The sequence below is a fragment of the Streptomyces sp. NPDC091271 genome (genome assembly GCF_044757505.1).
GTDB lineage: Bacteria > Actinomycetota > Actinomycetes > Streptomycetales > Streptomycetaceae > Streptomyces.
The window spans coordinates 94,777-107,344 of record NZ_JBIVVD010000006.1 but is presented as its reverse complement, the minus strand read 5'-3'; the positions used below and the strand labels follow the sequence as shown (position 1 = coordinate 107,344).

Annotated in this window: 11 protein-coding genes; 5 read left to right on the top strand and 6 right to left on the bottom strand. The window is 71.4% G+C overall.

Annotated features, from left to right (window positions below; genetic code table 11):
* Positions 1 to 30 precede the first annotated feature (30 nt).
* A complete protein-coding gene (locus tag ACIQM3_RS24580) occupies positions 31 to 1,692 on the bottom strand; it encodes an ABC transporter permease (RefSeq protein WP_401627600.1) in 1,662 nt (553 codons plus the stop codon).
* Positions 1,689 to 2,621 carry an ABC transporter ATP-binding protein gene (locus ACIQM3_RS24575; RefSeq protein ID WP_401627598.1) on the bottom strand — a complete coding sequence of 311 codons (933 nt, stop codon included), beginning with the start codon at positions 2,619 to 2,621 and terminating at the stop codon, positions 1,689 to 1,691. The genes ACIQM3_RS24580 and ACIQM3_RS24575 overlap by 4 nt, the downstream gene beginning before the upstream one ends.
* Before the next feature lie 93 nt (positions 2,622 to 2,714).
* Between ACIQM3_RS24575 and ACIQM3_RS24570 the strand changes: the two genes are divergently transcribed.
* Positions 2,715 to 3,230 (top strand): GbsR/MarR family transcriptional regulator, encoded by a 516-nt coding sequence (locus ACIQM3_RS24570; protein WP_401628363.1) that lies wholly within the window; start codon positions 2,715 to 2,717, stop codon positions 3,228 to 3,230.
* 15 nt (positions 3,231 to 3,245) lie between these two features.
* On the opposite strand, the gene ACIQM3_RS24565 is transcribed toward ACIQM3_RS24570, so the two are convergent.
* Positions 3,246 to 4,082, bottom strand: a complete 837-nt coding sequence (locus ACIQM3_RS24565) for a diacylglycerol kinase (protein ID WP_401627596.1) — start codon at positions 4,080 to 4,082, stop codon at positions 3,246 to 3,248.
* A 186-nt stretch (positions 4,083 to 4,268) separates the two neighbouring features.
* Between ACIQM3_RS24565 and ACIQM3_RS24560 the strand changes: the two genes are divergently transcribed.
* Positions 4,269 to 5,552 (top strand): adenylosuccinate synthase, encoded by a 1,284-nt coding sequence (locus ACIQM3_RS24560; RefSeq protein ID WP_401521373.1) that lies wholly within the window; start codon positions 4,269 to 4,271, stop codon positions 5,550 to 5,552.
* Between the two features lie 75 nt (positions 5,553 to 5,627).
* On the opposite strand, the gene ACIQM3_RS24555 is transcribed toward ACIQM3_RS24560, so the two are convergent.
* Complete coding sequence (locus ACIQM3_RS24555; protein WP_401627594.1) at positions 5,628 to 6,164, bottom strand: hypothetical protein; 537 nt, start codon at positions 6,162 to 6,164, stop codon at positions 5,628 to 5,630.
* 78 nt (positions 6,165 to 6,242) lie between these two features.
* Positions 6,243 to 7,781, bottom strand: a complete 1,539-nt coding sequence (locus ACIQM3_RS24550) for a substrate-binding domain-containing protein (RefSeq protein WP_401627593.1) — start codon at positions 7,779 to 7,781, stop codon at positions 6,243 to 6,245.
* 266 nt (positions 7,782 to 8,047) lie between these two features.
* On the opposite strand from ACIQM3_RS24550, the gene ACIQM3_RS24545 reads away from it, so the two are divergent.
* Positions 8,048 to 8,932: a glycoside hydrolase family 19 protein gene (locus ACIQM3_RS24545; RefSeq protein ID WP_401627591.1), complete on the top strand. Its 885-nt coding sequence runs from the start codon at positions 8,048 to 8,050 to the stop codon at positions 8,930 to 8,932.
* A gap of 97 nt (positions 8,933 to 9,029) precedes the next feature.
* Positions 9,030 to 9,524 (top strand): hypothetical protein, encoded by a 495-nt coding sequence (locus ACIQM3_RS24540; protein ID WP_401627590.1) that lies wholly within the window; start codon positions 9,030 to 9,032, stop codon positions 9,522 to 9,524.
* 30 nt (positions 9,525 to 9,554) lie between these two features.
* Here ACIQM3_RS24540 and dnaN read toward each other — a convergent pair whose 3' ends face one another.
* Complete coding sequence (gene dnaN / locus ACIQM3_RS24535; RefSeq protein WP_401627588.1) at positions 9,555 to 10,673, bottom strand: DNA polymerase III subunit beta; 1,119 nt, start codon at positions 10,671 to 10,673, stop codon at positions 9,555 to 9,557.
* Positions 10,674 to 11,039: 366 nt separating this feature from the next.
* On the opposite strand from dnaN, the gene ACIQM3_RS24530 reads away from it, so the two are divergent.
* Positions 11,040 to 12,497, top strand: coding sequence for a helix-turn-helix domain-containing protein (locus tag ACIQM3_RS24530; protein WP_401628360.1), 1,458 nt, complete (start codon positions 11,040 to 11,042; stop codon positions 12,495 to 12,497).
* The last annotated feature ends 71 nt before the right edge of the window (positions 12,498 to 12,568 follow it).

The following is a 12,568-nucleotide window of genomic DNA, read 5'->3' as shown; positions in this document are numbered from 1 at the left end:
TCCAGACGTGCGCGCACCAGGGCCGGTTCCCTACTTGGTCTGCAGGTCCCGTCGCCGGAAGCCCTCCAGGCCGAGCAGGATCAGGGCGGCGGCGATCAGCGTGAGTACGGCCATGGGCGTCCAGCTCATGGGGGCCGCGGGCAGCTGCGGCACATGGCCGAAGGGCGACACGTTGTTCATCCAGTGCGGGAACCGCAGCAGTCGGCCCAGGTAGCCGACCACGAACGCGTACACCGGCACGGCCCAGGCCGCCGATGCCGCCCGGGGCAGCCAGCCGAAGAGGACGGCCGCGACCCCGACGGTGACCCAGAGCGCCGGAGCGTACGCCAGCGCGGCCCCCACCAGCTTCAGGAGCAGCCCGGAGTCGCCGGCCGACGCCGCCCCCGCGACGCCGATGCCGAGCCCCGCGAGGAGCAGCACGAGCGTGCCGCCCGTCAATGCCACGGCGAGGTGGCTGCCCGCCCAGCGGGCGCGGGACAGGCCGGTCGCGAGCAGGGGCTCCACCCGGCCCGCGTTCTCCTCGGACCTCGGCCGCAGGGCGGCCATCACCACGTACACGGCGGCGACGACGGCGAGGACCACCATGACCATCGAGGCGAAGGACTCGGCCATGGTCGTGCCGCCGATGTCCTTCAGCGCCTCCTGCAGCTGGTCGATGTTCTTCAGCATGTCGTCCGCGTTGCCGAGGATCGACCCGTACATCGCACCCATCAGGAACAGTCCGGCGCCGAAGCCGGCGAGCACGGAGCGGTGCAGCCGCAGAGCGAAGCCCAGTGGTCGGGTCAGGGACCTGGACGCGACCGGGCTGCCGAGCCGCGCGGCACGCAGCCCGGCCCCCACGTCCCGCCGGGTGGACAGGACGAATCCGGCGCCCGAACACAGGACGGCGAGTGCCGCGCAGAGCAGCAGCGGCCACCAGCGGTCGTCCACGTACGGGTAGGTGCGCTGGACCCAGCCGATGGGGGAGAGCCAGGAGAGAGTGTCGTTGCCGCCCGCGTCACCGGCGGCCCGCAGGACGTACGCGAGGCCGATGACCGCCATGGCCATGCCGGAGGCGCCCCGGGTGTGCGCGGTGATCTGGACGGTGACCGCCGCGACGCCGGCGAAGACGACGCCCACGGCCGCGTGCGAGAAGCCGTAGAGCAGGGAGCCGCCGGTGTCGATGGAGTCGATGCCCATCGAGCCGAGACCGACGGCCAGCAGCAGCGCGAGCGCGAGGTTGGCGAGCACCGCGACGGACAGCGCGGCGGCAAGGTGGGCGTGCCGGCCGACGACGGTGGAGCGGACCAGCTCGGCGCGGTTGGTCTCCTCCTCGTCCCGGGTGTGGCGGGTGATGATCAGGACGCTCATGAGGCCGACGAGCACGGCCATGAAGCCGAGCATCTGGTGGCCCGTCATCGAGCCGAAGGTGTAGTCGTCGAGATAGTGCTCGGGCCCTGTCATGGCCAGTCCGGCCGGGCTCTTCATGGTGGTGACGACGGAGGCGCGGTCCGCGGGGTCGGCGTACAGCGTCGTGTAGTTGCTCGCCGTGGAGGCCGTGCCGACGAACAGGGCGAGGACCCAGACGGGCAGCCGGACACGGTCCCTGCGCAGGTTGAACCGGATCAGGGTGCGGGTGCCGGCCAGAGCGCCACCGCTGTGCGTGAGGGGCCGGGCGGGTGCGGGTGCCCGGGTCGTGGTGGCGGCGGTCATCGGACGCCTCCCTCGGGGTGGCCGCCCACGGCGAGCTCGTCGCCGTAATGGCGCAGCATGAGCTCCTCGAGGGTCGGCGGATGGCTGATCAGGCTGCGTACGCCGCATTCGGCGAGCCTGCTCACGGCGTCGTGGAGGTGGCCGCCGTCCACGGCGAACCGCACCCGGCTTCCCGGCCCGTCGTCGCCGACCTCCACGGAGTGCACCCCGGGCAGGCCGTCGAGCCCGGTGGCGGGCCGGTCCGTCTCGGCCTCGATCGTCGTACGCGTCAGATGCCGCAGCTCGCTCAGCGACCCGGACTGCACGGTCCTGCCCAGCCGGACGATGCTGATCCGGTCGGCCAGTTTCTCCACCTGGGCCAGGATGTGGCTGGAGAGCAGCACGGTCCTGCCCGCGGCCTTCGCCTGCAGGATCACGTCCTGGAAGACCACCTCCATCAGGGGGTCGAGGCCGGAGGTCGGCTCGTCCAGGAGCAGCAGTTCCGCTTCGGAGGCCAGCGCGGCGACGATGGCCACCTTCTGCCGGTTGCCCTTCGAGTAGGCGCGGCCCTTCTTCGTCGGGTCGAGGTCGAAGCGCTCGATCAGCTCGTCGCGGCGCCGCTTGTCGGCCCCGCCGCGCAGCCGCGAGAGCAGGTCGATGGCCTCGCCGCCCGTGAGGCCCGGCCAGAGCTCCACGTCGCCGGGCACGTAGGCGAGGCGCCGGTGCAGCTCCACGGCGTCGTGCCACGGGTCCTTCCCGAGCAGCTGGGCCGCGCCCGAATCGGCACGGAGCAGGCCCAGCAGGACCCGGATGGTGGTGGACTTCCCGGCGCCGTTGGGCCCCAGGAAGCCGTGTACCTCGCCGGTTTCGACGGTGAGGTCGAGGCCGTCCAGCGCGTGCGTCCGCCCGAACGACTTGTGCAGTCCGGACACGGTGATTGCCTTCGTCATGTTTCTGAACGTACGCTTGTTTCACAAAGTTGTGAAGTTAAGGAAACGTATAAAGTTGGTGCCGTGACCGGAGAAGGGGAGGCGGCGGAAGCTATGGCGAGCGGGACCGGGGAGTCCGGGAGGACGAAGGACGGCGCGGACGGGCGTGACGAGGACGCGGTGTCCCGTTTCGTCGAGCGCTTCGCGGCGGAGATGACCGAGGCGGGGATGCAGCGGATGGCCGCGCGCGTCTTCGCGGCGCTCCTCGCCGACGACGACGCCTCCATGACCTCGGCGGACCTCGGGCGGCAGCTGCGGATCAGCCCGGCCGCCGTGTCGGGTGCGATCAACTACCTCACCCAGGTCGGCATGGTCGGCCGCGAGCGGGACCCCGGCTCACGCCGCGACCGCTACCGCCTGCACGACGAGATCTGGTACGCGACCTTCGCCAACCGTGACCAGGTGCTGGTCCGCTGGGGGCGCACGATCAAGGACGGTGCGCGCTCCCTGGGCGAGGACACACCGGCGGGAGCGCGCCTCGCGGAGACGGCGGAGTTCTTCGAGTTCATGCAGGCGGAGCTGGTCGGCGTCCTGGACCGGTGGCGCGAGAGCCGCAAGACCTCGGGGTGAGGCCCCGGGGCGGCCTCAGGCCCCCGCCGCGGGGAGCACAAGCCCCCAGGCGCCCGCCCGTACGGTCCATGTGCGGGTCCTGACGGGGCCCGCGACCTGTATGTCCGCCCGGTAGCGGAAGTCGGGCCCGGAGACCGTGACCGCCTTGGCCTCCGCCGTGTGGGTCGTGCCGGAGGCCGTGCGGATCACCACGTCGGCAAGGCCTCCGTCGCCCTGGGCGGTCACCGAGACGCCCTCGACCGGCCGGTCCAGGTCGTTCAGCAGGACCCCGTCCGCCTCGACCCTCAGCCGGTGGGAGCGGGAGGGGCCCGAGGACGAGGGCGGGGCGGGGCGGACCAGTGAGGCCACGAGGGTGCGGCAGGTGTCCCACACCGTGTGGGGCGGGCCGGGCGAGGGCCAGGCCGCGGGGATGCGCAGCTCCCCGAGGACCACCCCGTCGCTGTCGTCGACGAGCAGGTCCAGCCGGCGCACGGCCCCGTCGAGCGCGGTGCGCGCCGCCGCGACCGCGCCCCGGGGCACGCCGAGCGCGTGGGCGAGTTCCAGCGTGTGCGCAGCGCCGACCGGGATCAGGGAGAGCGCGCTGTCGGCCAGCTCCCGCTCCCGGTGGAGCTGGGACACCGCTCGCAGCAGCGCGTGGTCGTCGCCGACGACGACCGGGCGCCTGGAGCCCCTCCGGTGCAGGGCTCTGGCGAACTCGTCGGGGCCGTCCGCGAAGCAGATCTTGGCGTGCGCGCCGGCGCTCAGCACATCCTTCGCGATGCGCACGGATTCGCCGTCGTAGCGGCGGGCAAGGGGGTCGATGAGCACGAGTAGCTGGTGGTCGCCGTCGCCGGGGGGCTCTGCAGCCGACACCTCGGTCCTTCCTCGGGTAGCATCTTGGTGCAAGAGCCCCTTGCGCTATTGCGCCAGGGGCTTCGTCTATTCCGGGGCACCCGGTTCGACGGCTCAGGCTTTGCCGTACATCGTCGTGCGGCAGGTACGACCTTTACGTACGCCCCCTGACCTTGGACATGCCCCGCCCGGAAGGGGTGTACGCCTGTGCCCGCACTTGTGCTGCTCGGTGCTCAGTGGGGTGACGAGGGCAAGGGGAAGGCCACCGACCTCCTCGGTGGATCCGTTGACTATGTGGTGCGATACCAGGGCGGCAACAATGCCGGCCACACGGTTGTCGTAGGCGACCAGAAGTACGCACTGCATCTCCTCCCCTCCGGAATCCTTTCGCCGGGGTGTACCCCGGTCATCGGTAACGGTGTCGTCGTCGACCCGGCGGTCCTGCTCTCCGAGCTGAGCGGTCTGAACGAGCGAGGCGTCGACACGTCCAAGCTCCTGATCAGCGGCAACGCTCATTTGATCACTCCGTACAACGTCACCGTCGACAAGGTGACGGAACGCTTCCTCGGTAAGCGCAAGATCGGCACGACCGGGCGCGGTATCGGCCCGACGTACGCCGACAAGATCAACCGCGTGGGCATCCGCGTCCAGGACCTCTACGACGAGTCGATCCTGGAGCAGAAGGTCGAAGCGGCGCTGGAGCAGAAGAACCAGCTCCTCGCCAAGGTCTTCAACCGGCGCGCGATCGAGGCCGACAAGATCGTCGAGGAGATGCTCCAGTACGCGGAGCAGATCAAGCCGTACGTCGCCGACACGACGCTGATCCTGAACAACGCCATCGACGAGGGCAAGGTCGTCCTCTTCGAGGGCGGTCAGGGCACTCTGCTGGACGTCGACCACGGCACGTACCCCTTCGTCACCTCGTCGAACCCGACCGCGGGCGGCGCCTGCACCGGTTCCGGCGTGGGCCCGACGAAGATCAGTCGGGTCATCGGCATCCTCAAGGCCTACACCACCCGCGTCGGTGCCGGACCCTTCCCGACCGAACTTCTCGACGAGGACGGCGAGGCGCTGCGCCGGATCGGTGGCGAGCGCGGTGTCACCACCGGCCGTGACCGCCGCTGCGGCTGGTTCGACGCCCCGATCGCGCGGTACGCGACCCGGGTCAACGGCCTCACCGACTTCTTCCTCACCAAGCTGGACGTGCTGACCGGCTGGGAGCAGATCCCGGTGTGCGTGGCGTACGAGATCGACGGCAAGCGCGTCGAGGAGCTCCCGTACAGCCAGACCGACTTCCACCACGCGAAGCCGGTCTACGAGATGCTGCCGGGCTGGTCCGAGGACATCACGAAGGCCAAGACCTTCGGCGACCTGCCGAAGAACGCGCAGGCCTACGTGAAGGCGCTGGAGGAGATGTCCGGGGCCCCGATCTCCGCGATCGGTGTCGGCCCCGGCCGCACCGAGACCATCGAGATCAACTCCTTCCTGTAGGAGATTCCTCAGCGCGACGGCCGGACCTTCCCCCGCGGAAGGTCCGGCCGTCGCTGTTGCCGGGGGCGGGCGCCGTCAGGGCAGCTGCCGGAGGAACGCGACCACGAACAGCGCCCCGGCGGCGGAGCAGACGAGCACCGCCGGCAGCACCCAGCCGGGCCTGCGCTCCCCGCGCAGCGGCGCCGTCAGCCGCTCGTGCAGCCGGGCGACGCCGGTGAGCGCGGCGACCGCGGCGACGGCGCAGGGGGTGGCGACGGCGCAGTGCGCGAGCCAGGCCCCCGCCCTGCCCGGGCCGCCCCAGGAATGGTCGTAGGGGCCCTGGTCCACGAACCCGTAGAACAGCCCCCGGGCCACGGCCATCAGGAGCACGCCGGTCAGGACCAGGGAGAGCGCGCCCAGCAGCACGGTCGCGACGGCGTGACCGGCCGCTCGTACGACTCCCGGAGGTGGTGCTACGGGCCCGGCGTCAGCCCGTAGCAGGGAGCGCGCGGACCCTCCGCGGCCCGCGGCGGCCGCTCCGAGCGCTGCCACCCCGCGGGGCAGCAGGGTGACCGCGTCCCAGGTGCGGAGCGCGATGAGGCGTGCGGTGAGGGGCGTCCGTCGGGTGTTCATGGGCGCGGATGCTAGGAGCGGGTCCGGCCGCGTCGCCAGATACCAGGGTGCTGTCCTCGCCCCCTACCCCGGTATGGCTCAGCCCTCCCCGCAGAGCCGCATCCCCTTCGGGGTCGCGCACGGCAGGTGGCCGTTGGTGCGCATGATCTCCTCGCCGTAGTTGTCCAGGTAGTTCAGGAAGCCGGCCACCAGGGATTCCGCGGGCGGTGATCCGTAGGTGTACGCGTACTCGATCTCCTGGTACGGGTAGCTGCTGGCCCCGATCGTGTCGACGGACGGGGTGGTGCCGTCGATGGCCGTCCGGTGTGCCCCGTCGGGCACTTCGCCGTTCCGCAGTTCGGTGTAGCCGATCGCGCCGTCCAGCTCGGCGACCTCGGACAGGACCTGGTCCGTGCCGTCGAGTTCGCAGCGCATGACAGGGGCGTCGGCGTAGTCCTTGGTGGTGCAGTCGCGCGAGGAGGTGGCGAGCTCGTTGGTGTTCAGGACGCGGCGCTGGAAGACCTCGCGGGTACCGGAGTTGGCGTCCCGGCTGACGAGGCGGATCTCCAGGTCGGGGCCGCCCTCGACGATCTCGTTCCAGTTGCGGATCTCGCCTCGGTAGATCCGTCTGACCTGGTCGAGGGAGAGATCCTTCACCGGCACCGTGTCGTTGACCACGAGGGAGAACAGCGAGATCGCGACCGGCTTCCCGTGCAGCTTGGTGAGAGCGGCGGGCCTGGGACCGTCGGACAGGGCGATCATGGTGGGTGATCCGGCCGATCCGGCCTTCGCGCCCAGGGCGTCGAGCTTCCGCACCCCGGCGTTGCTGCCATGGATGTCGAGGCGGATCTCGGCGCCCTCGCACTCGTCCTCGTACTTCTCCTCCAGTTCCTCCAGGACCGGCTCGAACGCGGTGGAGCCGGTGACCGTGAGGGTGCCCACGGCACAGTCCATCGGGGGAGGGGAGTCGTCCCGTACGACGATGATGCCGGCGAGGGCGATGACACAGGCGGTGAGGGCCACGGTGATGAGCCTGGCCCCCCGGCCGAAGATCGGGGGCTTCTCGTCGGGGCGGGCCGCCTTGTTCCGCTCCACCTTTCCGTCCCGGATGCTCCCGGTGACCTTGATCGGGCCGCCCACGTTCGAACCGGTCAGCAGGACCAGGAGCTTGAAGTGCTCGTTGCGGTTGAGCGGGACGCGCGGCAGCCAGATGAGGGAGCCGTTGTGCTGGACGGCGTCGTCCGGGGTGAAGGTGTCCATCAGGTGGTCGGCGCCCGGCGCATGGGTCACGGCGATACCGCGTACGGTGCGGCCCGAGAACTCGACGGTGAGGCCGGGGTGCACTGCGCGCTGGGGGTAGTCGTCCTCGCCGATCGACTGCGAGCCGTCGTTCTCGATGCGCAGCAGGACCAGGGTGGCGTCGGCCATGCCCGGGGTCTCGTTGAAGAGGCCGACCCGCACATTGACCCGGCCCTGGCTGACGCCGCTGCCTATCGGGGTGTCCATCTGCACGCGGTAGCCGATGCGTTTGCGGCGCGGGACGCGGCGCTCGTACCAGAGCACACCCGCCGAGGTCAGGATGCCCAGCAGGGCGGTGAGGACGGCTACGACGTTCTCGGGGGTGAACAACGAATCCATGTTGCTCGCGCTCCCTCGTGGGTGCGGTGTGCCGGACGGCGTCACCGTACGGCCGGGGGCCGTGGGGTGGGGGAGCCTCCGGATTCCTTCCGGTGAAGTTCGCCTTCTGTTCAACAAGCTGGTGCTGAGGCGGAGTTGGGGCACGCGGTCCGATGGGCGAGTTCTGGTCTAGACCTTGACAGGTCCAGACCATCGACGCTTGAGTGGGCCCAACCCCCCATGGCGGCGCTCGCTCGGTGCGGGCGCCGCGCCGAAGGAGTGATCCCGTGGCCAAACGTGTCATGAGCCTGATCGCCGCGCTGGGCGCGGTCATCGCGACGTTCGTCTTCCTCCCCGCCTCCACGGCATCGGCCGCCGCCTGTGCCCCTGCCTGGAGCGCGTCCTCCGTCTACACGGGCGGTGGATCGGCCTCCTACGGCGGGCACAACTGGTCCGCGAAGTGGTGGACGCAGAACGAGCGGCCGGGCACGGCCGACGTCTGGGCCGACCAGGGCAGTTGCGGGTCCGGCGGCACGGAGGAGCCGAACCCCACGGGCTTCGTCGTGAGCGAGTCCCAGTTCAACCAGATGTTCCCGAGCCGGAACTCCTTCTACACCTACAGCGGGCTCACCGCCGCGCTGAGCGCCTACCCCGGCTTCGCCAACACCGGCAGTGACACGGTCAAGAAGCAGGAGGCGGCGGCGTTCCTCGCCAACGTCAGTCACGAGACCGGTGGCCTGGTGCACATCGTGGAGCAGAACACCGCGAACTACCCGCACTACTGCGACACCAGCCAGTCCTACGGCTGCCCGGCCGGCCAGGCCGCCTACTACGGCCGTGGCCCGATCCAGCTCAGCTGGAACTTCAACTACAAGGCCGCCGGTGACGCGCTCGGCATCGACCTGCTCGGCAACCCCTGGCAGGTGGAGCAGAACGCGGCCGTCGCCTGGAAGACCGGTCTCTGGTACTGGAACACCCAGTCCGGCCCCGGCACCATGACCCCGCACAACGCCATCGTCAACGGCGCCGGCTTCGGTGAGACGATCCGCTCGATCAACGGCAGCATCGAGTGCAACGGTGGCAACCCCGCCCAGGTGCAGAGCCGCATCGACAAGTACCAGGCGTTCGTCCAGATCCTCGGCACCACACCCGGCTCGAACCTGAGCTGCTGAGCCCGGCCCCACCCCGGGGAGCGGGGGCGTGTCCGGCAGCGGCCGGGCACGCCCCCGATTCGCGTTCCGGGGCCGGTGGTCGGCAGGATCACCGACCATGGACACGGACAGCGACGCCACACCTCCCACGACCACCGAGGCCCGGCTCGCCCTGATCGACAGCGTTCTCGCCCTGCCGTACCCCGCGGGGGAGGAGAGCGAGGACGACGGCGTGCACAGCAGCGGGCCCGGACACCACCTGCTGATCCTGCAGGTGAGCCAGGACTTCTGGGACGACCGGTCGCCCGAGCTCGTCGAACCCGCCGAGCAGGAGATCGAGGACGAATTCAGCGTCCTGGCGAACGCGTTGAGCGGGCGGTGGGGCGAGCCGGAGACCGTCGACCTCTGGCCGTATCTGGAGGGGGACGAGGACGGCGTGCGCGCCGCCGTTCCCGAGCCGATGGGGCAGCTCTGCAATCTGGCGGGCAGCATGCAGGTCTGGCGCGTGCCCGGCGGCACGCGGTGGCTCGGTCTCGCCGTGGGGCAGGCCGACAGGGAGTTCCCCATCTGGCTGATGGCCGCCGTGGGGGAGACGTCCATCCTCCCGGGGTGAGACCCGGAGGCTCCCGCTCCACCGAGGAGGTCAGAGCAGCGGCGGTTTCACGGACATCAGCAGGTGCTGGTGCGTGGCCGCCCCGGTGCCCTCCCCTCCGGTGATCATGGCGCGCTGTCCCGGCCCCATCAGCTCCATCCGGACCGTCGCGTCCTCGAAGGAGGACAGGGCGTCCATCAGATACGCGGGATTGAAGGCCACCGTCATCTCCGTGTCGCCGGGAGAGGCCGTCGGCAGCCGCTGCGAGGCCACGTCGTCCTCGAACCCCGCCTGCAGCAGCACCGAGCCGTCCGGTCCGGCGGAGAAGGACATCTGGAGCGGGCTGCCCCCGTCCGCGACCACGGAGACCCGCTTGACGGCCTCCACCAGGCGGGCCCGGTCCAGCACCACGACCGCGGGGTCCGTCAGCGCGAACAACTCGTCGTGACGCGGAAGTCGGCCGTCCAGCAGGCGCACCGTCGTGCGCGTCCCGGCGTGCTCGAATCCGACCGACCCCCCGTCCACGGAGACGTCGACCTGTCCGGCCCTGCCGAGCGACCGGGCGATCTCGGCCAGTCGGCGGGCCGACACCACGACATCGGCCGTCACGTCGGGCGCCGTCGCCCTGAACGGCAGGGTGCGCACGGCGAAGCGGTACCGGTCCGTCGCCGCCAGCGTCATCGTGGAGCCGTCGAGCCCGAGGCGGATCCCGGTGAGCGTCGGCAGGGTGTCGTCCCGCCCCGAGGCCACGGCCACCTGCGCGACCGCCGAGGCGAACTCCCCGGCGTCCACCGCCCCGCGCACCTCCGGCAGCGGCGGCAGGGCGGGGTAGTCGTCGAGGGGGAGGACCGAGAGGCCGAAGCGGGAGCCGTCTCCCGTGACCGTGAAGCGAGAGCCCTCCACCGCGCACTCCACGGGCCCCTCGGGCAGGACCTTGCAGATGTCGAGCAGCCGCCGCCCCATGACCAGCACCTTCCCCGGCCGGACCGTGTGCGCCTCCGTCCCGACGCGCGCGGAGGCCTCGAAGTCCAGCCCGGACACGAGGAGTCGGCCGGGGTCGGCTTCGAGGAGGAGCCCGCCGAGGACGGGAACGGGGGAACGCGCGGGAAGCACCCGCGCCGCCCGGGAGACGGCATCGGTCAGCGCACCACGTTCCATGCGGAATTCCACAGCAGGGGGCCTCTCCGGCGTACGACACGGTCGAGAACCACGCTAGGCGGCACCACTGACAGCCGGCCGCGGACCGACGACAGCGACCACCCCCGTGAGCCGCTGCCGCCGTGCCTTCCGGACGTCCCCCGACGTCCTCAGGCCCCCGGATCCGGGGCGTCCTGACGTCCCCCGACGTCCCCCGAACGCCCCGGAACACGCTGGGGACTTTAGGTGGGCGGGACGGCGTGCGGGGAGATTCAAATCGCACTGTGTGGCCTCCGACGGGTATCAAACCGCACAGCCGGACCGGTACTCTGCACTCCGGTTTCGGGGAGGAACGGAGGACACGTGCGTGCGCGTGAACGGGCCGACGACGTACTGCTGATGTACCGGCTGGCGCGGACCGGTGGGTCGCCGGAGCTGCTGCGCAGGCTGGCCCAGCGGGCCGAGGGCTGGGCCGGGATCCTGGACGGGGGCGGCACGGTGCTCCAGTCCGTCGCCGGGAACGTCCGCTGGCCCGGCCACGAGGCCGCCGGACTCGCCGCCCGGGCGGCGCGGGAACTGACCGCCCGGAGCGCCGGCTCGTACGCCCTCGACACCGAGGAGTGCTCCGCGCTGCTGCTTCCCCTCGACCGGACACCCGAAACCGACGGCGCGGTCCTCGCTCTCGTAGCACCCAAGCCTCTGCCCGGCGGGCTGACCACGCTCATGGCCGACGCGGTGATGCCGCTGGCGCTGTCCTGGGCGTCGGAGAGCGTCGAACGCAAACGGCGTCGGGTGGACCTCGCGGAATCCCGGGGCCGCGAGGCCGTGCTGCATCTGCTGATGACGGGCCAGCTCTCCATCGCCCACCAGGTGGCGGGCGCCCTGCGGCCGAAGCTCCCCGATCCCGTACGCGTCTGCGTCGTCGAGTGCTCCGGCGGGCAGCGGGACGAGGTGGCCCGGATCTGTACGGACGTCTCCGGCGGCCGGACATGGATCGTGCGCTGCCCGGTCTACGCCCGGCATCTGATCCTGATCGTGCCGGCGGACGAGGAGACGGAGGCGGAGGGGCCGGAGGGCGGCCGCACACTCGGAGCGGCCGTCGCCGGGCTCGTGGACGACTGTGTAGTGGGCGTCAGCGAGGAAGTACGGCTGCCCGACACGGCGACCGCCTACCAGCAGGCCTTCCACGCCCTCGCCGTCGCCCGTGGGCTCCCCGGGCGCCACGCCAGATTCGGCGCCGCCCAGGAGCCCGCGCTGGTGGCCGGCGCCGCCGGCGCGCGGTGGGCCGATGCCCTGCTCGCCCCCCTCCTCGCCCATCTGCCGCGCCGCTCGCAGGACCCGGGCAGCCAGGAGCTGTCGGCGACCGTCGCGTCCTGGCTGGCCTTCTCCTCCCATGCCACCCAGCACCTGAAGATCCACCGCAACACCCTGGCCGCCCGCCTCAAGCTCGTCGGCGAACTCCTCGGCCTGGACCTGAACCGGGTGCCGGACCAGGCGGCCGTCGACCTGGCGCTGCGGATCCGGGCCACTCCGGCCCTGCGCCGCTCCGGCCCCGCGGTCTCCACGCCGTCCGAGGACCTCGACACGGTCCTGCGCGCCCCGGAAGTACAGGACTGGGCCGTCCAGCAGCTGCGCATCCTCGCCCAGGCCGGACCGATGGCCGAGGAGACCCTGCGCACGTGGCTGCGCTGCGAGGCCCAACTGAGCCCGACAGCCGCCGAACTGGGTATCTCCGTGCCCGGTGCGCGCAAGCGCCTCACGCGGCTCGAGGCGTTGCTGTGCCGGTCGCTGCTCCAGACGCCCAGCGCACGGTACGACCTGTGGCTCGCGTTCCGGGCGGTGGACGTCGCGGCGTGAGCCGGACGGCGGATCCCACAGCGTGAGCCGGACGGTGCACTCGCGGCGTGAGCCGGATCGGTCCCGTACCG